Genomic DNA, 22,472 nt, shown 5'->3' with positions numbered 1-22,472 from the left:
GATGCGCGTAGCAGTCATCGATCTTGGAACGAACACGTTCAACCTACTTATTGTAGATGTATCGACTTCGGGAACATACAAAGCGGTGTTCAATACGAAGTTGGCAGTCAAAATCGGTGAAGGCGCTATGATTGCGGGGGTTTTGCTCCCAGAACCAATGCAACGTGCTAAAAATGCACTTTCAGAATATCTTGGCATCATCGCTGAACACGATTGCGAGAAGACCTTGGCGTTTGCCACTTCGGGTATTCGAAGTACTTCAAATGGAGCTCAATTTGTGGCAGAGGTAAAGACAGAGCTTGGCCTTGAGATAAAGGTTATTGATGGATTGGAAGAAGCAAAGCTGATCTACGAAGGCGTTGATCTTGCCATTCAGTTTGGAGACGAACCAATGTTGATCATGGATATTGGAGGAGGAAGCACCGAATTCATTATTGCTGACAAAACAGGCGTGCTTTGGATGAAAAGCTATCGACTGGGAATCTCTCGTATTTTACAAATGCTGGAGCCTCAAGACCCTGTGACAGAATTGGATATTCAGAATTTAAATCAGCTTTTTACGGAGCAGCTTACCGAGTTGCTCGAAAAATGCCAAGAGTTCAACGTCAAAACACTCATTGGGTCTTCTGGCAGTTTCGATAGCTTCATTGAGATGATCTGGTCCGAGAAAGGCAGTTCGAAATTGGCGAGTTCAGTTGTTCGCGAAGAATTCGATTTGAATGATCTGAAACAGCTGCATGAAAGATTGATCATCTACGATTATGATACTCGGAAAGCTATTCCCGGGTTGGTTGAAATGCGTGTTGATACCATCCATTTGGCATCTTACATGGTGCAATGGGTTCTGAGCAATTGTGCTTTGGAAAGGTTATTGCTTTCGAGCTATGCGTTGAAGGAAGGCGTACTTCATCGAGTGATGGAAAATCGCATTTAGAGAGTTCCGAAGCACGAAAAAGTTAAATTCGAAATCTGTTGAATTGGTAAGCGGTTATTTGCTAAAACCTCATACCTAAAACCACATACCTGAAGAAAATGGCTAAGATTCTGATAATTGATGATGAGAGAAGTATCCGCAACGCGATCCGCGAAATACTTGAGTATGAGAAATTTCAGGTAGATGAGGCCGAAGATGGTCTTTCGGGTGTTGTGAAAGTGAAAGGCGGAAAATATGACGTCATTCTTTGCGACATCAAAATGCCAAAAATGGACGGCATGGAAGTGTTGGAGCGTATCATGCTTTTGGCGCCCGACACTCCCGTTGTGATGATCTCTGGTCATGGAGATATTGAAACGGCTGTTCATCTTCTAAAAGAGGGCGCTTACGATTACATCCCTAAGCCGCTCGATTTGAACCGATTGTTGGTTTCTGTGCGGAATGCACTTGATCGGACCGAAATTGTTGCTGAGACTAAAAAGCTCCGTAAGAAAGTGAGCAAGAGCTACGAGATGATCGGAGAATCGGCTGGTATCAATAAGGTGCGAGAGATGATTGAAAAGGTCGCTCCGACTGATGCACGCGTGCTCGTAACCGGACCGAATGGAACGGGAAAGGAATTGGTGGCACGAGCCATTCACGAAAAGAGTGAGCGTTCGGATAACGCGTTGATTGAAGTGAACTGTGCGGCAATTCCATCAGAGTTGATAGAAAGCGAATTGTTCGGTCACGAGAAAGGTGCTTTTACCTCAGCCATCAAGCAGAAAAAAGGAAATTTTGAAACAGCCACAGGTGGAACACTTTTCTTAGATGAGATTGGTGACATGAGCCTTTCCGCGCAAGCAAAAGTGCTGCGTGCGTTGCAGGAAAACAAGATCACTAGAGTAGGAGGAGAGAAGGAAATTGTGGTGGATGTTCGCGTAATAGCTGCAACAAACAAAGACCTACGAAAGGAGATTGAAGCAGGGAATTTCCGCGAAGACCTTTACCATCGTTTAGGAGTCATTCTTATCCACGTTCCTGCTTTGAACGATCGTAAAGATGACATTCCGCTTTTGATTGAACATTTCCTTGGAATGATCTGCGATGAGCAAGGCGTTGCCAAAAAAGTGATTGATGCGGATGCTATCAAAGAACTACAGGATTATAATTGGACAGGAAATATCCGTGAGCTTCGAAACGTGGTTGAACGCTTGGTGATCCTTTCAGGAAAGACCATCACCAAAAGAGATGTTGAGCAGTTTGTGAAATTGTAAAGAATTCGACTTTTTGACTTTGGCATCCACAAGTGGACAATACATTTGTCCGTATGAAAAATTGGCTTCTCTTTCCTCTTATTGTTATCGTTTCATCTGTTTTTGGGCAGCAGGTCGATCGCTTGGCGTTCGGTTCATGTAGTTTTCAGTTTGCGAAGCAAAAAATTTGGAAAAGCGTGGTGGCAAAGGATCCACAGCTTTGGGTTTGGCTTGGCGACATCATTTATTCTGATATAGGTGGCCCAGGGAAAAGCTTCAGCGAAAAATTTGAGCAGGCCGATTCCAACCCTAACTATGGCCTTCTCAAGCAGGCCTGTCCCATCATTGCTACGTGGGACGACCACGATTACGGTGGGAATAATTCGCTAGGAGATTTTGCGAACAAGAAGGAGAACAAACAGATCTTTCTCGATTTTTTGAAAGCACCGGAAGATGACCCACGCAGAAATCAGGAAGGAGTTTATACGAGCTACACCTATGGTGAAGGACAGCGAAAGGTGAAAGTGATTCTGCTTGATACACGGTACTGTTGCCAACATCCGAGCGCAGAGGCGGATATGTTAGGAGATGCGCAATGGGAATGGCTTGAGAAGGAGCTTATCGCTTCAGATGCAAGACTGAACGTTATTGGGTCGAGTATTCAGTTTGTGGCTGATGTACCAAGTTTTGAGAACTGGGATAAATTCCCTTCGGCACAGAATCGTATGCTAGATCTCATTGGAAAAACCAACGCAAAAGGAGTGGTCTTTATAAGCGGTGATGTGCATTTTACGGAAGCCTCCAAGCGTAAATACGATCAGGTGGATTATCCGATCTACGATTTTACATCAAGCGGACTTACGCATGGTAACAATACGATCGGAATCAATCGGAATCCGTATCGTATCAAGGGTTCGCGTTATGGTCGCCACAACTTCGGTTTCATTGATATTGATTGGGAAGCGGATAAACTAACCTTTTCGGGGTTTGATACGAAAGGCAAAGCCAGATTTAAACAAGACGTGCCTTTCTCAGAATTGGGTTGGTAAAGAAGAACTCTTTTTAGTAAACCTTCCAAACTTTAGAAGCCTCGTCACTTCTCAGTCGAAGCAACTTCACTCCTTCAAATGTTGGTTTTGAAAGACTGATGATTCCGTTACTGGCAACGGAGGAAATGGTCTTTGCATCAATCAGCCTTCCCGAAAGATCAAACCATTCGATTGCCACGTTTTGCAGTTGGTCTCTGGTTCGAAGACGAACATCATTTCCAAAAATCTGAATGCCAATTTCTGCTTCAACAATTCCAGTTACTTGAACCGCAATTTCGTTCGATAAGCTTGGGCAATTACCCAAAGTCACTGTTCCTACTTGATACGTTCCAGATTGTGAGTACGCATAGGTCTGTTGATCAGCATTCGGAATCTCATTCCCGTCCAAATACCACTGATAGTTGTTCTGCGCATCACTTTCCAGTGTTCCGTTGTTTTCAGAAATCACAGGTGCATCATTCGAACAACTTTCCAAGTTAGGACCTAATTGTGCATTCGTGTTGAATTCATCGGTGAACATGCCATAGCTTGGACAAACATCTTTAAGAAAGTACTCCAACCACGGGCTGACAATGGTGTAGCTCAGCGCCTGTTGTTGTTCACGCGTCAGTGTTCCAATGTTCATTTCGCCCGTAGCGCAGAAAAAATTGTAGTTGGCAAAAAAGCAGTGTGCGCCTTCGTCAAGTCGTGCGTAATATTTGCAAGAAGATGTCAATCCATTGTATATCAGGAGTGCGTGATCGGCCTCTGGAGTTACTTGGTCTTCCGTACCATGTAAGATCAGAGCAGGAACACTCACATTGGCACCTGCGGCAGCTGCGGAAGGATTGGTCTCTGCTGGCGCCAGACCGACAATACAGTCGATTGAAGTATTGTTTGCAGCAGCTAATATGGTTGCTCCTCCGCCCATACTGTGACCCATCAAAGCGGTACGAGGTTTTACCTTGCCGAAGAATGGAGATCCGTTGTCGGAATTTGCGGCTTGCATTTGATCTGCTACAAAAGCGATGTCTAATCCAAAATCTCCATGACTAACCGTAAAAAGACCTCCTTCGGTAGTCGGTAGTACAAAAATGTAACCGTCTGGCACAAACTCTTCCCACCAATTCTGGTAAGCGCCTACGGTCATTGAAAAACCATGTCCTAAAACAACTAACGGAAATTCTCCGTTGGCTACGGCCACATCGTCTCCCGTTGAAACGCCTGGATAATAAACTTCGCAGGCAATGGCTCTGTTGCTTCGGGCTGGATCGTTGTAGGTTATTGACCTGTGTCCGATAGAGAACTGAGCAAATACATTAGATGTGGCACAAAGGAATAAAAGGGGTAATAGTCTGTTCATGATGATATGATTGTGGCTCGAACCTAAGCAAATAACTCCAACTTTGTTTCATGAAACAATTGATTCTTGGTCTAATTTTTATCTGCTTTTCCTCAATCGTAAATGGTCAGAACCCCATTGAACGGATTGCTTTTGGCTCATGCGGTCATCAGATAGGAGAACAGTTCATCTGGAATTCGGTTATCGCTACAAACCCTGAATTATGGATTTGGTTAGGCGATAATATCTATGGCGATACGGAAGATATGGATGTGCTCCGCAGAAAGTATCAGCAATTGGGCGATAATTATAATTATCAGTTGTTAAAGGCTAAATGCCCGATCATTGCCACTTGGGATGATCACGATTACGGTGTGAATGATGGTGGAAAAGAATATCCAAGAAAAGCGGAAAGTCAGAAAGTGTTTCTCGATTTCTTTGAAGAGCCAAGCAATAGTCCTAGATGGAAACAAGAAGGTATTTATACCAGTTACGATTATGGTACAGCCGACAAACAGGTGAAAGTGATATTGCTGGATCAGCGTTACCATCGCGATGAGCCAGATACTGATGGAGATGTACTTGGTGAAGCACAATGGAAATGGTTGGAGGATCAGTTCAGATCTTCTACTGCGAAAATTGTTCTTGTTGGAGCGAGTTTTCAGTTCATCTCAGATCAACATCCATTCGAAACTTGGGGACATTTTCCTTCTGCGAGAGAGCGAATGCTCCAACTCATTAAGGACACAGGAGTGAAAGGAGTGATATTCATTTCAGGTGATCGTCATTTTGCAGAGCTATCAAAGCTGAAAAGGGACGATTTGCCATATCCGATATATGATTATATGTGCAGCGGACTAACCCACGCTAATAACGTGATGGTTGAGAAGAATCCGCATCGGATGCGTGGTAAAACCTATTATCACCGCAACTTCGGAATGATTCTTTTCGATTGGCAGAATGAAACCATCACTCTTCAAAATCGAAAGGTGAATCAGAAGGTGAGCTTTGAGCACACCATTCCGTTTACGGAATTGGGGTGGTAGTGCGATTTAAACCAGGAAAGTGCTTATTGAGCTCAACGCTTTTTCAATCCCATTCGAATCTGTTCCACCAGCAGAAGAATACGTTGGTTGACCACCGCCACCGCCATTGATATTTGCGGCCAATGGTCTGATCATTTCCCCTGCTTTCCATCCTTTTGTATCGACTAGGTCTTGAGAAATCACCAAGTGCAATCCAGGTTTTCCATTGGAAATGACTCCAAGAAGTGCAACCAATCCGCTTTCCTTTTTAAGATCGAAGCAGAGATTTTTGATGGCATTCGCATCGTCCATTGAGATGCGCTCCGCAATCAATCTATAACCACCTTTATCAGCAGCTTTTGCAATTAATTCATCCTTTATTCCAGACGCAGCCTGAGCATTTAGACTTTCAATTTTTCGCTCCAATTCTTTGATCTGCGTTTGCAATTGCAACACGATTTTCAACGGATCTTTGGTCTTCAGCAGTCCTTTCAGTTCGTTTACTTGAGAATAAGCCGAGTTGAGCTCATTGAAGGCCGAGGTGCCGGTTACGGCTTCAATCCTCCTGATTCCCGCAGCAACGGAGCCTTCTGAAGTGATTTTCAACAGACCAATGTCTCCTGTTGCATTCACGTGAATTCCACCGCAAAGCTCAACCGAAAAATTCCTGTCAAACGTAATTACCCGAACAAGGTCGCCATACTTTTCTCCGAAAAGCGCCATCGCGCCCATTTCCTTGGCGTTGTTGATGGGGACATTTCGTTGCTCATCTAGAACGATGTTCTCACGGATCTTCGCGTTCACCTTGGTTTCAATTTCAACCAATTCTTCATCAGAAACTTTGCTGAAATGCGAAAAGTCGAAACGCAGATAATCAGAATTCACCAACGAGCCTTTTTGCTCCACATGCGTACCGAGAACTTCTCGTAGCACTGCATGAAGTAGGTGAGTGGCTGAATGATTCAATGCCGTGGCTTTTCGCTTCTCCGCATTTACAACTGCACGGAAAGTGGCTTTTGGGTCTGTTGGGATTTTCTCCGCGAAATGGACAATCAGATCGTTCTCCTTTTTGGTGTCGATGATGTAGGTTTTTTCTCCTCCAGCTTCGATAAACCCAGTATCGCCAACCTGTCCGCCACTCTCGGCATAAAAAGGCGTGATATTGAATACGAGTTGGTAGAACTCTTTGCCTTTGGTAGAAACTTTTCGGTAGCGGGTAATGAAAATGTCCGTTTCCAGAAGGTCGTAACCGACAAATTCTTCGCGGTCATCTTGGCGTAGAACGGTCCAATCTGAGCTTTCGGTCACGGTGGCTGCACGCGAACGTTCCTTCTGCTGGTTTAGTCCTTCGTTGAAACCTTGAATGTCAACATGAAGGCCTTTTTCGCGGGCCATCAATTCTGTCAGGTCAATCGGAAATCCGAACGTGTCGTATAGCTCAAAAGCGAATCCACCATCGATGGTTTTGCTGTGAAGTGAATCAACATAGTTGTTGAAACGCTCAATTCCCTTTTCGAGCGTACGCAAGAAAGAAGCTTCTTCTTCCTGAATAACGCGTGTGATCAGTTCCTGCTGTTTTTTCAGTTCTGGAAAAGCATCGCCCATTTGGTCTGCCAATGTTGGCACCAACTTGTAAATGAATCCTTCTTTGAAGCCAAGGAAACTATAACCATATCTGATCGCTCTTCTCAGAATGCGTTTGATCACATAACCAGCTCCGGAATTGCTAGGGATCTGTCCGTCTGAAATGGCGAATGAAACCGCTCTAATATGGTCGGCAATTACTCGAATCGCAATGTCAGTTTGACTATCTGAAGCACTGTATTTAACACCACTGAGTTCTGATATCTTAGAGATCATTGGTCCGAAAACGTCCGTATCGTAATTGGATGTCTTGCCTTGCAAAGCCATGCAAAGTCGTTCGAAACCCATTCCTGTGTCAACATGTTTTGCAGGAAGATTCTCTAACGAACCATCAGCTTTTCGGTTGAATTGAATGAAGACCAGATTCCAGATTTCCACAACCTGCGGATGGTCATTATTTACGAGTTCTCTGCCAGGCTTCGCGATACGTTCTGCCTCAGAACGAAGGTCAACATGGATTTCAGAACACGGACCGCAGGGCCCTTGATCGCCCATTTCCCAGAAATTATCCTTCTTGTTGGCACGCAGAATTCTATCGGCTGGAAGGAATTTTTTCCATAGGTTTTCGGCTTCAGTATCTGCTTCCAATTTGTCGGCTTCATCACCTTCAAAAACGGTTGCGTAAAGTCGTTCTGGATCTAATCCATAAACATCAACCAAAAGTTCCCAAGCCCATTCAATCGCTTCAACTTTGAAATAGTCGCCAAAACTCCAGTTGCCCAACATTTCGAACATGGTGTGATGGTAAGTGTCAACACCAACTTCCTCAAGGTCATTGTGCTTTCCCGAAACGCGTAAGCATTTTTGAGTGTCGGCAATACGCACATCTTTAGCAGGACGGTTTCCTAGGAAAATATCCTTGAACTGGTTCATGCCCGCGTTGGTGAACATCAACGTTGGGTCATCTTTTACCACCATCGGTGCCGATGGCACAATACGATGCTGCTTTTCTTGGAAGAAATCGAGGAATTTCTGGCGGATGTCCTTACTGGTCATGTTCGGTTTGATCTGTTGGTCAGGTTAGTTACCTTAAGTTCTTGTAAAATAGCTCGTTGAGCAATTTTGTTAAATTCGCACCTCAGTCTTTGTTTGAAGGCCGCCAAAATTAAGGATTAGAAGAGGAATGTCTAAGGTCAAATTCCAGTTTGATAAACGTACACTTACCTATAGAAAGGTCGAGATCGGAACCAAGCAGATCATGGTTCGCGTATTCGGCTATTTGGCTGCGGCTTCTGTTTTTGCAGTAATCGTGATTGTTCTGTTTACCACCTTTTTTGACAGCCCGAAGGAGAAGCAGCTGAAACGCGAGATCGCGCAGCTGGAATTGCAATATAAACTGCTCGGAAACCGAATGGCTCGGGTTGATCAAGTGTTGGCTGAATTGCAGGAAAAAGACGATGATATTTATCGTGTGATCTTTGAGGCAGAACCAATTCCGAATTCCGTTCGAGATGCTGGCTTTGGTGGAGTAAACCGATATAGAGACTTGGAGCAATTGACCAATTCTGAAATTGTGATCGGAACAACAAAACGTTTGGATGAATTGACCAAAAAGTTGGTGGTTCAATCACGGTCGTTTGATGAGGTAATTGCGTTGGCAAAGAATAAAGAAGCCATGTTGGCGAGCATTCCGGCCATTCAACCTATTTCAAATGATAAACTGACCCGAGTAGCGTCTGGATTCAATTTTCGAATCCATCCGATATACAAAGTGCGTCATTTTCATACGGGAATTGATTTTACGGCACCTCGTGGAACTGAAATCTATGCAACTGGTGATGGCGTGGTTGAAGACGTGATCGTCAAAGGTCGCGGCTACGGAAACCATGTGGTTATTGACCATGGATTCGGCTATGAAACGTTGTATGCTCACATGAGCAAGTTCAAGGTGAAAAAAGGAGATAAAGTAAAACGTGGCGATGTGATCGGCTACGTTGGAAGCACGGGAACAAGTACTGCTCCGCATTGTCATTACGAAGTGATTAAAAATGGAGAGAAGATCAATCCAATGAATTTCTTCTTCAATGATCTTTCTCCAGAGGAATACGAAAAGGTACTTGAGCTTTCGTCTCAGTCCAACCAATCTTTTGATTGATGTTATGGCTTACAAGGAAAAACCAATAACCAAGCTGTATTACTCTATCGGAGAAGTAGCGAAAATGTTCGATGTAAATGCATCGTTGGTTCGTTTTTGGGAGAAGGAATTTGATATTCTGAAACCGAAGAAGAATGCCAAAGGCAATCGATTGTTCACCCAAAAGGATGTTGATAATCTGAAGATCATCTTTCACTTGGTCAAGGAGCGCGGTTTTACCCTTGATGGCGCCAAGAAGAAACTGCGCGAGAATAAGTCCGACTCCACTCCCAACGAAGAAATCGTGGAACGCTTGAAGGAGATACGCGGGTTTCTGGTGGAGTTGCGGGATAATCTTTGATTACACCTGCGGCATCGTAGCCTTTTCCCTCACCACCACACCGAATTCCCGTCCAGAAGTTTTGGCTTCTGCCCAAGAGATGAAATCAAAATATTCGAAAGCACTGCTTTCGAGTTGGTCGTCCTTCAATTCACGCATCTTCTCTAAGAACACTTCATATTGCTCATTTTCAGATATCTGATCGGGCGATTTCAGCAACTTGCCAATAAGATCTAAGAACGAGGTCTCAAACTTGAAGTAGCGGTTACGTGTACTCAAATAACGCTGCGTAGAACGGAGCGCATAGGGGAGGAGGTTCTTGTTGTTCAGTTCAATGTGTATGAGTAGGTTCAGTAATTGACCGAAGCAGTAGATGTCCAAACTCTTCGAGATGTCGATGTCGTTCAGCAGGCGGTTGGTCCATTTCAGCGCATCGTTGTACTTCTTAGCTCCAAAGTAGATTATGGCAATGTTGAAATAGAAGAAGGCTTTCCGTACGCTGTTCAGTTGGTTCTCGTAGAGCATCAGCCCAGTTTCAATCTGTGGGATGATCTCTAGTCCTTTTTCAAACTCACCGGTGAGGAAATAGATGGTAAGCTCAATACTGTTGGCACTGGAGAAAAGCTTGATCTCCAGATCTTCGTTGTTCTTGATCTCCATGGTCTCAGGCAACTCCCGCAGCTTCTTCAGATAGAAGAATACCGCTTTGAAATCCTTCATCTGACTGGCCACATACACGATATTGGTCAGAATGGAGAAATAGATGTTCGGCTCCTCTTGGAATTTCTCAAGATTGGCCTCAATGTGATCTACATTCGCCTTCAGATACTTGAATGAGTTGGCGTAATCGCCCACCCCAAAATAGTAGGCGCTGTATATATGATTGTAGAGGTATTCCGATTGATGGAAGATGTGCTCTGCATCCCGGTTAAGGAGTGTATCATCAATGATTGACTTCAACTTGGTCAGACCTTCCTCTGTTCTGGCCTTTCCGCGCTTGTTCAGGATATTGAACAGTCGGCTCTTGATGCCCCAGAAGTCATTATATACCTCAATCATCTTGGTGATGCGCGTGTTTTCGTGCATCATGGCTTCCAACTCCTGGTCTCCGATGTTTTCGTAGTTGTCTTTTTCGATCAACAGTTTCTCCCACATGAAAATTTCGAGCAGAGAAGTGTGTTTGTCGTAGGTATAGGCTAATTTTTTTGCACCGTCCAAAAGCTTTTGGCTTTGTTCGTAAAGACCCTTCTTGTAAAGTATCTCTGCGCAGTGAAGCGAGCGTTTGAGTTGAGCGTCAATGGAACTGTTAGAGTGGTAAGAATCGAGGGCTCTCAGAATCACGTCATATAGCCGTGTTTTGGCAATGGGAAGTGCCTTGACCAGCGCAGGATTTTTGAGATTTTTCTTCATCAAGGCCTCGTCATAATCGTCCTGTTTGTCCACGGCATCGAACAAAACCTGATGATTGTTCTTGTCTCCCGCCTGTTTGGACGTGTAGACCTTGAAGTACCGTTTCTCGGCCTTGCTCAGCGACTTGATCAGCTGAAATACTTTATCTGAAGAGGTCTTAGACATGTAATTTAAATTAACGGTTTTGTATCCAATAAATCGCTTAGAGAAGTAATAAATTATCGAAAGTCCCATCCAAGCCGTTATCCGACCTCCTTGCCTTCGTTGCTTTGATTGAACTGAATACAGTATGTAAAAGTGTTTTCATCTACGGGTTCATTTCGTTACTTTTAAGGTAATGCATCAAAACCATTGCTTAGACATGTAATTAATCAAATGTCGATTGCCAGTTTGGAGCTTTGATGTGTAATAATTGGATGATTTGTTGAAAAGCCTTGGAAATGTAATCTCAAGGCTTCTTTAAAATGGTTTTAAATGATTGTTAATCAAATAGATATGATTTTTTAGTTGGAAATATCGGTGTTTTGAGATGTATAGAATGGCCTATCACGTGGTTTGCCGATCCGGAACACCCTACCTAACTTTAGCCTAGAGATTGAGCAGTACCATTAGTTAAACCGTTTAAAACAAGAAATCATGAACAACATTTACAAAGAGTCCAAAGACGGAAAATTGGTTCATAGACTGGTCAGGGTATCCGCCATCGTTATATTAGTAATGGTTTGGATACTTATAGACAAAGGCAATATCTATGGTCAGAATGCCATGAGTGCCAAGTTCCAATCGCTACAATCATTAAATAGTCAGCAACAAGCGCCACTTCTAAGAACCGGAGACGGAAGTAAAGGAGATGATGGGCTTCCCACAGAAGATGGTGGTGGAGATGAATTCGTTGTCAAGCCAAATCCTGTAGAAGATCTGCTTGTATTCGATTTCGAATTCACTGTAAGACAAGCGATTCCGTTCGAAGTATTCGATCCGCTCGGACGATTGTCTAAGCAAGGCACATTTGAGCCCAACATTAGCTCTCAGTCAATAGACTTTTCGGGATTTGATGCTGGAATGTACATCGTTCGACTTCATATTGGAGACAAGACGAAGGTCCAACGGGTCATCAAGAAATAAAAAGTATTGCGTACACCTCGTTCTTTGACATACTGATAAGAAGAATATTCAGTAGCCTGTTTATTCAGAATCAGAGATAATTGCCGTGCAACAAATAGTTGCCTACGTAATCGGCCACACCTTCTTCTAACGTGTAGAAAGGTTTGGTAAAGCCGATAGCGCGCAGTTTGGACATATTGGCTTCAGTGAAGTACTGGTATTTGTCTCTGATATCTTCTGGAGTATCTACGAATTGGATTGATTCTGTTTTACCCATTGCCTTAAAAGTGGCTTTGGTAAGATCAAGAAATGTTCTGGCTGTGCCAGTTCCCAAATTGTAGATGCCAGAATGCTTTCTGTTTTCCATTAGAAAGATGCAGGTTGCAATAATGTCTTTCACGTAAATGAAATCGCGAAGCTGCTCGCCATCTTGGTAGTTCGAATTGTGCGAGCGGAAAAGTCTCATTTCGCCAGTTCTGCAGATCTGGTTGAAAGCGTGAAGGATGACAGATGCCATTCTTCCTTTATGATATTCGTTTGGGCCGTACACGTTGAAGAATTTCAGCCCTGACCAGAAGTATGGTTTGGTTCTCTGGTCAACGGCCCATCGATCGAATTCGTTTTTCGATTCTCCGTAAGGGTTTAAGGGTTTGAGGTTTTGTATCACGGAATGATTGTCCTCAAATCCAAGTTCTCCCAAACCGTAGGTCGCTGCCGATGAAGCATAGACTAAAGGAAGGCCGAATTCGGCACACAGTTTCCACACTTGTTTCGAGTAATCGACATTCAGTTCCTGGAATATCTGCTTGTCGAATTCGGTGGTGTCTGTTCTCGCACCCAAATGAAACACAAACTGGATGAATCGATGGTTCTGTTCAGCCCATCGGAAAAAGTCTTTGCGGTCAACTGTTGCCGTAAGCTTTTTTCCATTGAGGTTCAGGTTTTTGGTCGGATTGCTGAAGTCATCAACAGCAACAAGGTCGCTGTATCCGGCATCCTTTAATCCTGCCAATAGGCAACTTCCAATAAACCCAGCTGCACCGGTAACTACGATCATCTAGTTGAAAATGAGAAGCGTATTTCCATCAAACTGAGCGTTGTATTGCTGAAGTCCAATAGCAGCAGGTCCATCAATTGGTGCACCATCGATGATCAAAAATTTCGAGTGACAACATTCGCTATCAACAGCTGTAATGGCAGTATTGTCCATCGTTACTCTACAACCATCATTGATCTGAAACGTGCAATGCCTATCGTAAGCTCGGAATTCCTCTGGCGAAAACCGATAAACGATAATTCCCTTCGAACCACCGTTGATATAGACCCAACCGCCAACGGCAAGCAACGGGGAAAATTGAGGATTGGAAACCGTAAGTTGATAGTTTACAGGTACATACGGGATTCCGCTCGGATTGTCGCGTGTACAAGCGTTCAACGTTACTATGCAACCGAGAACTGTGGTTAAAAGAGAAATTCGTGTTGAATTCATGCCTCAAAGTTAGGGGATACAACTCGTTTGGTCAGGGTTTTATTGCGATGGTTTGTGTCCGATGCCTGCAGATGATGTATTTTGCGTAATTCAGAACCTTTTAAATTGAGTTTAGATAATTGTCTGCTCAGATACATTAGGTCCGTTATCCACGATTCATTTTTAGCGTCCATGAAAAACGTCAAGCATTTTATCTTTTTGTTCTTCTTATCAGTAATCGCCAATGTGGCTTTAGCGCAAAGTTCAGCAACTAAAGCACAAAAAGAGGCGGATAAAAAGCAGGAGGCTCTCAAAAAAGAGTCTCAAGCAGCCCAAGATAAAGCCATCAAACGGCATTGGAAAGGGCAGGATAAGGAGACGAGGAAACGAATGAAACAAACAAAGAAGAAATCAACCAGGAACCAACGTTCTAAAAAATGGTCGGTTAAGAGAAAGAAAGAATAACATGGATGATCTAGGAAATATCGTTTACGTAGTGATAGCCATTGGCTGGTTTTTCTGGAATGCTTACAGAAAATCTCAGGAAAAGGGTGCGAATCCACAACCTGCTGGAAGCTCTGGAAAAAGACCGAAGATGGAATCTACAACAGGTCAGCTCGATCCGTTCGAGTCGCTGGAAAAGATGATGCGCGAGCAGGTTTCGGGAAAGCCAGAACCACAACCTCTGAAAGTTAAATCTGAACGCCAAAATAACGCAGATAAGTTCCTGCATAGCGATCTTACTCATTCACATTTGAAGGAAGATTACAGAATGTCAGTTACAGAAATGCAAGGACATCGGGTAGAAAGGCAGGTGAAACGTGCTGAAATGGTTGAGGAAGAGACAGAGAATTTGATAGATAAAATACTGCCAAATGGATTCGATTTAAGGCAAGCCGTAGTGTTGAATGCTATCCTAGAAAGACCGTATAAATGAACCTGAATTAACAGGCTTTAACAATTGTTTAACAAATTTTGACACGCGAATTGATCTTTGCTACTTTAGCCGCGCTTTTTGCGAAGCACAATTGAAACGTAATAAGTATGACAAAAAGACTTCTACTTCTTAGTTTACTGATAATAAGTGCAGTAGGCGTATCCAGAGCCCAAATCGGAACTGGTGGTGTGTATGGAACCGTTGTGGACGACAAGGGCGAACCGATTCCATTTGCCAACGTTGCCGTTATGCAAGCTGGTCAGGTGGTTACAGGTAGTACCACTGATTTTGATGGTCGATACAAGATAAAATCGATTAAACCAGGCAACAATTATGTTTTGAAAGCTTCTGTAGTGGGTTTTACAGCTCAGGAAAGAACCGGGGTTATCATTAAGGCAGAGCAGAACATTGAAGTCAAGTTCGAAATGTCTGCTGGAGTTAAACTTGATGAAGTACAGGTTGTGGCTTATGTCATTCCGTTGATTGAAAAAGACGGAGGCTCAAAGACCACTGTTTCAGGAGCAGATATTGAAAAGATGCCAAGTAGGGGAGCTTCAACTGCGGTAACAACAGTAGCTGGTGTTCAAGATAATGATGGGGCCGTAGGTAGTATCCGTGGTACCAGAGAAGGCTCTACCAATACTTTCATCGATGGTGTGAAAGTAAGAGGCTCTGCCAGTTTGCCTCAGGCAGCGTACGAACAAGTGAGCGTACTCACCGGAGGTATACCTGCTCAGTATGGAGATGCTACTGGTGGTGTAATCTCAATTACAACTAAAGGCGCCTCAAGTAAAACCTACGGTGGATTAGAGGTCGTCAGTTCTGGTGGTTTTAAAATAAATAGTAAGAATCAGTATTTTCTGGATCCTCAGGGATATCAACTGGTAGCAGGAAACGTTTCAGGTCCTCTCATCAGTATCAAGGATAAATCTGATCCTACTGGAAATACTAAAAAGCCTATCATGGGTTACTTTTTGGCTGGCGAGGTTAATTATGTTAAAGATCCACGTCCGTCTGCAATTGGTTCGTACTACGTGAAGGATGATGTGTTGAATGACCTTCGGACTAACCCAATTGTTCAGTCATCATCCGGTGCTTCAATTCTCAGATCAGAGTTGATTAGAAAGAGCGATCTTGAATGGACAGCTCAACGTAAGAACGTTCGTAGCCGTGGTGTTGTGGCCTCTGGAAACCTCGATTTCTATCTTCCGGCAGATGTAACTCTTAAGGTTGGTGGTTCGATCGATTTCAACGATGCGCGAAACTATGACTATGAAGGTTCACTCTTTAATTATGACAATAACGGAGAGATCATCAATAAGACATGGAGGGTGTATGGGCGTTTCACGCAGCGGTTCACTCCAAAAGCTCCAGCAGAAGGCGAAACGCCTAAAAAGAGTGGAATCGGTAACGCGTTCTATAGTATCCAAGCTGATTATTCCAGCTTTCAACAGAACACGCAGGATAATGAGCATAAGGACGAATTGTTCCGTTATGGATATGTAGGGAAATTCACAACTTACCGAGAGAAAACCTATGGTTTTGGTATTGATGGTGTTACCGGATTGCCTGGTTTTATTCAAGGACCTGACCGTGACACGTTGGTGAGTTTCGAATCCTCAGACATTAACCCGTACCTTTCTGCATACACGACTCAGTTTTATGACCAAAACCCTGACCCAACTGAAAAATACGAGAACTTGACCCAGATATCGCAAGACCGTGGAGCTCTTCGTAATGGTGATTCTCCAAGATCTGTTTACGGGATTTGGGATAACACTGGAACTCAGTATAACAGCTACAGTAAATTGGATCAAACTCAATTTCGGGTAATGGCTACTGGTTCTTTTGATATTGGAAACCACTCTATCCAATTAGGTTTTGAGTATGAGCAACGAAGTGATGCATACGTGGGCTATTCACCATATTCACTATGGACTTTGACTCGCCAGTATGCGAACAGTCACCTTTCACAACAGGATACTGATAATCCGATTGTTCATTTCGATTCAAACGGAAATTACACTGACACGATTTCTTACAATCAGTTGTATACCGCTGATAATGAATATCCTATCCACGGGGAAGGCCAATACTACATCGACTACAACATCCGCGAGGCGCTTGGCCTTGATCCTACAGGGACAGATTGGATTGACATTGACTCTTATAATCCTGATTTCTTTGATGTTAGTTGGTTTAGCGCAGATGAACTATTGAACAACGGAAATAATCTTGTTCAGTATTATGGTTTCGACCATACTGGTAAGAAGCTCAAAAGCAAGCCTACGTTTGATGATTTTTTTACTGAAAGAGATTCATACGGAAACCTCACTCGTAAGATCGGAGCGTTTCAGCCTATATACATGGCAGGTTACATTCAAGATGAGTTTACCTTCAAGGATCTTATCTTCCGTGTTGGTGTTCGTGTAGACCGATATGATGCTAATCAAAAAGTGCTAAAGGATCCGTTCTTGCTGTATGAGGCTTATACTGCTGGAGATGTGACGAATTTAGGGGGAGAGGAAATCACTCATCCTGGAAACATCAGTAATTCTGCAGTTGTCTACGTTAACGATGTTGCAAGTCCTACTGCAATTGTTGGATATCGTGAAGGAACTGTTTGGTATAATGCTCAAGGAACAGAAATAACTGACCCTTCTATACTAGCAACTGGAAATGGAATAGCGCCCTATTTGGTGAATCCAGACCAAAATGTCATCTCTTCATCGGCTTTTAAGGATTACGTTCCACAAGTGAATGTGATGCCAAGGATTTCATTTTCGTTCCCGATATCAGATAATGCACTCTTTTACGCAAACTATGATGTTTTAACCCAGCGACCATTGAGCGGAAACCGTTTGGATCTCATAGACTATTTGTACTTGAACAATAGAACCGACCGTGTCAACAATCCTGATTTGAAGCCTACTACAACTATAGAATATGCAATCGGTTTCAAGCAAACCATCGGAAAACGATCTGCGATTGAGTTCAACGGATTCTATCGTGAAATGAGGAATCAGATTGCCACGATTAGAGTTGCTGAAGCATATCCAAGAACTTATACCACTTTCGGTAATATCGATTTTGGAACGGTAAAAGGATTAACAGTTTCTTATGACATGAGAAGGACCAAGAATTTGCAACTTCGTGTGGCTTATACCCTTCAATTCGCGGATGGAACAGGTTCTAGTGTCGAAACTGGAGTAAACTTGGTCAATTCAGGGTTTCCAAATCTTCGTGTTATTCAGCCTTTGGATTTTGATCAGCGACACAATATTGTCGTTTCTGCTGATTATCGATTCGGAGTAGGTAATAATTACAACGGCCCTAAGACGGTCACCAAAGGAGGAAAAACAATCAACTGGTTGCAAAGCTTTGGGGTGAATGCCATAATTCGTGCTGGTTCTGGTAATCCTTACACGAGACAAAGAAACACCACTCCAACAGCATTGGGAGGCACAGCTTCGTTCCTGGATGGATCCATTAATGGTTCGAACAAACCATGGCAGTTTAGGATTGATATGAGAATTGACAAAGACGTAATGATCAAGTGGAACAAGCCAAAGGATGGAAAGCCGGCTAAGACGTCTATGCTCAATATCTACCTCGATCTTCAAAACCTCTTGAATACCCAAAATATCCTGAGCGTTTATCGTAAAACAGGAAATCCAGATGATGATGGATATTTGGCTGCAGCTGAATTCCAAACCTCTATACAATCCCAAACTGACGAACAATCATTCCGTGACCTGTACGCAGTGGCAGTAAACAATCCATTCAACTACTCCCGTCCAAGGAGATTTAGAGTGGGGCTAATGTTAAACTTCTGATTGGAATAGAAAAAAATTAAGGTCATGTTAAAACAAGTTAGATTATTCACAATTGCAGCAGTACTTATCGGAATTTCCGATTTGTCCTTCGCTGAGAAAACTAAAGGACTCGAAAATTCGAGCAACAAAACAGCAGGCCCAAAAGATCTTGCTGCCGACTGTGCGCCTCCAAGCACGTCTATACAGCTCGATTTGAACAATGTTCGGACGTTGGTTCATTCGGGAGGCGATATGTGGGGGAATTTATCCACCAATATTGCCGCTTATGAAGTTCCAAAAGATGGTGGTGTTCATGCGCTCTATAGAGGATCGCTTTGGATGGGAGGAGTTGACGTTAATAATCAACTTAAGGTAGCGGCCATTCAATTTCGTCAAACTGGATATGACTTTTGGCCTGGACCATTAAATACCACTACGGCTGAAATTGACCCCGCTACTTGTTCGGAATATGATCGGTTTTTCCAGATTACCCGCACCGAAGTAGATGAGTTTGTAGCTTGGTACTTGTGCACTAATGATCCAGATTGTGATGAGGCTACAGAATATGCGGGATATTCCATTCCAGCCTCCATTCTGAATTGGCCTGCACACGGAGACATATCCATGGGGCAGGATTATAATCTTGCACCGTATTACGATGCTGATGGAAGTGGAAACTACAATCCAGAGGATGGTGGAGATTACCCTTACTACGATCTTAATCCTACTGAGTTCAACTGTCTTTTAGAACGAGAAGTAAAGCTTTTCGGTGATGAAACTTTGTGGTGGGTTTTCAATGATAAAGGAAATATTCACACCGAAACAGGAGCAAATCCAATCGGTATGGAAATTCGTGGGCAGGCCTTTGCGTTCTCAACCAACGATGAGATTAATGACATGACCTTTTACAATTATGAGCTTATTAATCGTGGTTCGTTTACGCTTACAAATACTTATTTCGCGCAGTGGGTAGATCCGGACCTTGGATATTCACAAGACGACTATGTCGGATGTGATGTTAGAAGAGGACTTGGATACTGCTACAATGGTTTTGCCATTGATGGAACTGGCGGACCTCAGCAATATGGAGCAAATCCCCCTGCAGTTGGAGTTGACTTTTTCCAAGGTCCTTATCAAGATAACGATGGAATGGACAACCCGCTTTACACAAACTGTGAGGTTGCTCAAGCAATAAGTGAAGGAGGAATCGTCTACGGTGGCATTGGGGTAGGGTATGGAGATGGTCGAGTTGACAATGAGCGTTTTGGTATGAGACGATTTGTTTACCACAATAATTCAGGTCAAGGAAATCAAGCCACACAGGATCCGCGAACAGGTGCTGATTATTACAACTATATGCGTGGTATTTGGAAAGATGGTTCGCCAATGTGTTATGGACAAAACGGTCACCCAAGTGGTGGTTGCGATGTGGGAACGTTATCTGGATATATGTTCCCTGGAGATTCTGACCCTTGTGGTTGGGGAACTGGAGGAACACCACAACCTATTTGGACTGAGCAAACCTCAAACAACGTTCCGTTTGATAGAAGGTTTATGCAGTCAGCAGGTCCTTTTACATTGGAACCAGGTGCAGTAAATGATATCACTGTGGGGGTGGTTTGGGCTCGAGCGAGTAATTCTACAGACCCTTTTGAATCAGTTGAAAAAGTGAGAGTAGTTGACGATAAGGCACAGTCGTTATTTGACAACTGCTTTGTCCTAATTGATGGTCCAGATGCCCCAGAACTAGGTATTGTTGAGTTGGACAAGGAGCTTATTTTGACTCTTTCGAATCCTTCTTCTTCCAATAACGCGAACGAAGATTATGCTCAGATTGATCCGTTTATTCCGCCAGCATTCAGTGGAGACGGCAGAAACGTTTTTCGATTCGAAGGTTATCAGATATTCCAATTGAAGAATTCAAGTGTTTCTTCGTCTGAGTTGACTAATCCTGATGTTGCTCGTTTGGTTGCACAGTGCGACATCGAGAACACTGATTCTACCACTGGTGCATCAATATCGCAACTCATAAACTTTACATTCTCAGACGAATTGAATGCTAGTATTCCTGTGGAAATGGTGAATGGTGCAAATGATGGTTTACAGCACTCCTTTAAAATAACTCAGGATCAATTTGCCACAACAGATAGAGCTTTAGTAAATCACAAGAAGTACTACTACATGGCAGTTGCCTACTCGTACAACAACTACAAGCCTTACGATCAGAATGACCCACTTCAATTGGATGGTCAGAAGAACCCATACTTGGCAGGACGTAAGAATGCTTTTGGAGGAGCAATTGTTCCAGTCATCGGGATACCGCACAAAACTGAGCCTGAACAAGAAGGAACTGTTCTTGCTGCAGCTTATGGTGATGGCCCAAGATTAAAAAGGATTGAAGGTCAAGGAAATGGAGGGCGAGATCTTTCTTTGGTGCGTCAAAGTATCCGAGATATCCTAGCTAGTTCAACGGGTCGTATCGATACCATTACGTATGAATACGGTCAAGGACCAGTAGACATTAAGGTGATTAACCCGAAGAACCTTCCAAATGCTGATTTTGTGTTTAAAATGCACGATAGTACTGATGTAAATGACCTTTCAGATGCTTATTGGTCGCTACAGTGTATTGGTGATGGTTGTCCAGATGTTCAAGCGTTCACAGATAATACTGTTTGGTCTTCCAAGTCGTTGGGATTATCTAATGGGAATGAGCAATTGATTCCGGAATGGGGATTATCTGTTTTCGTGGAGCAAACAATCGACCCAGGAGATGAGGCAAGCGGAAACGGATTTATTGATGGTAGAATCTCATACTCTGGTTCGAAATTCTGGTTGACCGGTATTCCAGATGTGGATGGAACATCTCCTTTAAACTGGATTCGTTCGGGAACACTTGTCGATCAAAATGTACCTGCCAATAGTGATTATGTGGGTGATGATGAACAGGTATATGAAACTGTTTTGAATGGAACGTGGGCTCCATATAAATTGGCCAGCCATCGAGATAGCGTTATGTCGCCTTCTTGGGATAAGTTCAAAGCGTTGGTAAAGCTGTCAGAACTTGCTAGTGTTGACATTGAGATTACTGCCGATCAAGACAAATGGACTCGTTGTCCTGTGTTGGAAATCGGGGATGATTACGTTCCAAGAATTGGAGATGCTCAAAGGTTTAACCTTCGCATGAGTCCTTCTGTTGGAAAAGACGGCAAGCCTGATGGTTCAGGCACCACAGGAATGGGATGGTTCCCTGGTTTTGCAATAAATGTGGAAACTGGAGAAAGATTGAACATGGCATTCGGAGAGAATTCTTGGTTACAACAAAGCAATGGTGCAGATATGATCTGGAATCCTACCACTGAAGTGTTTGATGGGAATTTCGATCCAGACCTTGCAACTCCGTTTGTGAATCCGATTTTCGGTGGTGGACACTACATCTATGTCTTTGGACACAATGGAGACAGCCCTAATGATGATGTTCCAGCATACGATCAAGGAGCATTCATTTATAGCAAATTGTCTGAGAACAATTTTGATCCATCAACTACTTCGAAGAGACGCATTTTCAAAGATGCTATGTGGGTAGGGGTGCCATTGCTTGCACCGAATTCAAATCTTCTTGAAAATGTGGTGAACATCAACTTAAGAGTGACCAAACCATATCGTCAGAGCTACGCTCCAGGATGGGCAGCTGGTCAGCCAGAGAATGATAATTTGCCGATGTACACCTTCTCTACAGGAGATTTTGCTACAGTGCGAGGTGATAACCCAACGGCTGAAAACGCGCTTGATCTGATCAGAGCGGTTCCAAATCCGTACTATGCTCATTCTGGGTATGAGGATACTCAGTTGGACAATGTGGTTAAGATCATTAATTTACCACAGACGTGTACTGTCAGCATCTATAGTGTGAATGGAATCCTTGTGCGTCAATTCAAGAAAGATTCCCCAATTACTTCGTTGGATTGGGACTTGAATAACCACATGAGAATCCCAGTTGCAAGTGGTGTTTATCTGATTCATGTGGATGCACCTGGCATCGGAGAGAAGGTCATCAAATGGTTCGGAACTGTTCGTCAGCTTGACTTGAATTCGTTCTAAGATTAAATCTGATTG

16 protein-coding genes are annotated in these 22,472 nt (G+C 43.3%); 11 read left to right on the top strand and 5 right to left on the bottom strand.

Annotated elements, in window-relative coordinates:
• Position 1 precedes the first annotated feature (1 nt).
• The 3 genes from K9J17_07275 to K9J17_07265 all read left to right on the top strand — a co-directional run bounded on the left by K9J17_07275 (position 2) and on the right by K9J17_07265 (position 3,218).
• A complete protein-coding gene (locus K9J17_07275) occupies positions 2–934 on the top strand; it encodes a hypothetical protein (protein ID MCF8276519.1) in 933 nt (310 codons plus the stop codon).
• A 98-nt stretch (positions 935–1,032) separates the two neighbouring features.
• The gene (locus K9J17_07270; GenBank protein ID MCF8276518.1) at positions 1,033–2,190 is read left to right on the top strand and encodes a sigma-54 dependent transcriptional regulator; all 1,158 of its coding nucleotides are present in this window, start codon (positions 1,033–1,035) and stop codon (positions 2,188–2,190) included.
• A 53-nt stretch (positions 2,191–2,243) separates the two neighbouring features.
• Positions 2,244–3,218 carry an alkaline phosphatase family protein gene (locus K9J17_07265; protein ID MCF8276517.1) on the top strand — a complete coding sequence of 325 codons (975 nt, stop codon included), beginning with the start codon at positions 2,244–2,246 and terminating at the stop codon, positions 3,216–3,218.
• Between the two features lie 13 nt (positions 3,219–3,231).
• Here K9J17_07265 and K9J17_07260 read toward each other — a convergent pair whose 3' ends face one another.
• Positions 3,232–4,560, bottom strand: a complete 1,329-nt coding sequence (locus K9J17_07260) for a dienelactone hydrolase family protein (protein MCF8276516.1) — start codon at positions 4,558–4,560, stop codon at positions 3,232–3,234.
• A gap of 50 nt (positions 4,561–4,610) precedes the next feature.
• Here K9J17_07260 and K9J17_07255 point away from each other — a divergent pair, with 50 nt between their 5' ends.
• Positions 4,611–5,585 carry an alkaline phosphatase family protein gene (locus K9J17_07255; GenBank protein MCF8276515.1) on the top strand — a complete coding sequence of 325 codons (975 nt, stop codon included), beginning with the start codon at positions 4,611–4,613 and terminating at the stop codon, positions 5,583–5,585.
• A 6-nt stretch (positions 5,586–5,591) separates the two neighbouring features.
• On the opposite strand, the gene alaS is transcribed toward K9J17_07255, so the two are convergent.
• Entirely contained in the window at positions 5,592–8,204 is a 2,613-nt protein-coding gene (alaS, locus tag K9J17_07250; GenBank protein ID MCF8276514.1) for an alanine--tRNA ligase, read from the bottom strand.
• Positions 8,205–8,331: 127 nt separating this feature from the next.
• On the opposite strand from alaS, the gene K9J17_07245 reads away from it, so the two are divergent.
• Both K9J17_07245 and K9J17_07240 read left to right on the top strand, forming a co-directional pair.
• Positions 8,332–9,303: a M23 family metallopeptidase gene (locus K9J17_07245; GenBank protein MCF8276513.1), complete on the top strand. Its 972-nt coding sequence runs from the start codon at positions 8,332–8,334 to the stop codon at positions 9,301–9,303.
• Positions 9,304–9,307: 4 nt separating this feature from the next.
• Positions 9,308–9,643 carry a MerR family transcriptional regulator gene (locus tag K9J17_07240; protein MCF8276512.1) on the top strand — a complete coding sequence of 112 codons (336 nt, stop codon included), beginning with the start codon at positions 9,308–9,310 and terminating at the stop codon, positions 9,641–9,643.
• Here the strand turns inward: K9J17_07240 and K9J17_07235 are convergent, their stop codons facing one another.
• The gene (locus K9J17_07235; GenBank protein MCF8276511.1) at positions 9,644–11,197 is read right to left on the bottom strand and encodes a hypothetical protein; all 1,554 of its coding nucleotides are present in this window, start codon (positions 11,195–11,197) and stop codon (positions 9,644–9,646) included.
• A gap of 471 nt (positions 11,198–11,668) precedes the next feature.
• Between K9J17_07235 and K9J17_07230 the strand changes: the two genes are divergently transcribed.
• Positions 11,669–12,157 (top strand): T9SS type A sorting domain-containing protein, encoded by a 489-nt coding sequence (locus K9J17_07230; GenBank protein ID MCF8276510.1) that lies wholly within the window; start codon positions 11,669–11,671, stop codon positions 12,155–12,157.
• 70 nt (positions 12,158–12,227) lie between these two features.
• On the opposite strand, the gene rfaD is transcribed toward K9J17_07230, so the two are convergent.
• Both rfaD and K9J17_07220 read right to left on the bottom strand, forming a co-directional pair.
• Complete coding sequence (gene rfaD / locus K9J17_07225) at positions 12,228–13,193, bottom strand: ADP-glyceromanno-heptose 6-epimerase (GenBank protein MCF8276509.1); 966 nt, start codon at positions 13,191–13,193, stop codon at positions 12,228–12,230.
• Positions 13,194–13,625, bottom strand: coding sequence for a hypothetical protein (locus K9J17_07220; protein MCF8276508.1), 432 nt, complete (start codon positions 13,623–13,625; stop codon positions 13,194–13,196). It lies immediately after the preceding gene.
• 171 nt (positions 13,626–13,796) lie between these two features.
• Here K9J17_07220 and K9J17_07215 point away from each other — a divergent pair, with 171 nt between their 5' ends.
• From K9J17_07215 to K9J17_07200, 4 genes are all read left to right on the top strand, one after another.
• Complete coding sequence (locus tag K9J17_07215; protein ID MCF8276507.1) at positions 13,797–14,069, top strand: hypothetical protein; 273 nt, start codon at positions 13,797–13,799, stop codon at positions 14,067–14,069.
• A gap of 1 nt (position 14,070) precedes the next feature.
• Positions 14,071–14,541: a hypothetical protein gene (locus K9J17_07210; GenBank protein MCF8276506.1), complete on the top strand. Its 471-nt coding sequence runs from the start codon at positions 14,071–14,073 to the stop codon at positions 14,539–14,541.
• Between the two features lie 107 nt (positions 14,542–14,648).
• Positions 14,649–18,377 carry a carboxypeptidase regulatory-like domain-containing protein gene (locus tag K9J17_07205; GenBank protein MCF8276505.1) on the top strand — a complete coding sequence of 1,243 codons (3,729 nt, stop codon included), beginning with the start codon at positions 14,649–14,651 and terminating at the stop codon, positions 18,375–18,377.
• Positions 18,378–18,401: 24 nt separating this feature from the next.
• The gene (locus K9J17_07200) at positions 18,402–22,457 is read left to right on the top strand and encodes a T9SS type A sorting domain-containing protein (GenBank protein ID MCF8276504.1); all 4,056 of its coding nucleotides are present in this window, start codon (positions 18,402–18,404) and stop codon (positions 22,455–22,457) included.
• Positions 22,458–22,472: the final 15 nt, after the last annotated feature.

Source organism: Flavobacteriales bacterium (genome assembly GCA_021739695.1).
GTDB lineage: Bacteria > Bacteroidota > Bacteroidia > UBA10329 > UBA10329 > UBA10329.
Note: the sequence above shows the minus strand (reverse complement) of the source record. Positions and strands in the feature narration are given on the sequence as shown.

Coding starts and splice junctions, on each gene's coding strand:
- K9J17_07245 (MCF8276513.1), top strand. CDS start 8,332: ATGTCTAAGGTCAAATTCCAGTTTGATAAACGTACACTTACCTATAGA.
- K9J17_07275 (MCF8276519.1), top strand. CDS start 2: ATGCGCGTAGCAGTCATCGATCTTGGAACGAACACGTTCAACCTACTT.
- K9J17_07200 (MCF8276504.1), top strand. CDS start 18,402: ATGTTAAAACAAGTTAGATTATTCACAATTGCAGCAGTACTTATCGGA.
- K9J17_07240 (MCF8276512.1), top strand. CDS start 9,308: ATGGCTTACAAGGAAAAACCAATAACCAAGCTGTATTACTCTATCGGA.
- K9J17_07210 (MCF8276506.1), top strand. CDS start 14,071: ATGGATGATCTAGGAAATATCGTTTACGTAGTGATAGCCATTGGCTGG.
- K9J17_07220 (MCF8276508.1), bottom strand. CDS start 13,625: ATGAATTCAACACGAATTTCTCTTTTAACCACAGTTCTCGGTTGCATA.
- K9J17_07235 (MCF8276511.1), bottom strand. CDS start 11,197: ATGTCTAAGACCTCTTCAGATAAAGTATTTCAGCTGATCAAGTCGCTG.
- rfaD (MCF8276509.1), bottom strand. CDS start 13,193: ATGATCGTAGTTACCGGTGCAGCTGGGTTTATTGGAAGTTGCCTATTG.
- K9J17_07205 (MCF8276505.1), top strand. CDS start 14,649: ATGACAAAAAGACTTCTACTTCTTAGTTTACTGATAATAAGTGCAGTA.
- K9J17_07265 (MCF8276517.1), top strand. CDS start 2,244: ATGAAAAATTGGCTTCTCTTTCCTCTTATTGTTATCGTTTCATCTGTT.
- K9J17_07255 (MCF8276515.1), top strand. CDS start 4,611: ATGAAACAATTGATTCTTGGTCTAATTTTTATCTGCTTTTCCTCAATC.
- K9J17_07270 (MCF8276518.1), top strand. CDS start 1,033: ATGGCTAAGATTCTGATAATTGATGATGAGAGAAGTATCCGCAACGCG.
- K9J17_07260 (MCF8276516.1), bottom strand. CDS start 4,560: ATGAACAGACTATTACCCCTTTTATTCCTTTGTGCCACATCTAATGTA.
- alaS (MCF8276514.1), bottom strand. CDS start 8,204: ATGACCAGTAAGGACATCCGCCAGAAATTCCTCGATTTCTTCCAAGAA.
- K9J17_07215 (MCF8276507.1), top strand. CDS start 13,797: ATGAAAAACGTCAAGCATTTTATCTTTTTGTTCTTCTTATCAGTAATC.
- K9J17_07230 (MCF8276510.1), top strand. CDS start 11,669: ATGAACAACATTTACAAAGAGTCCAAAGACGGAAAATTGGTTCATAGA.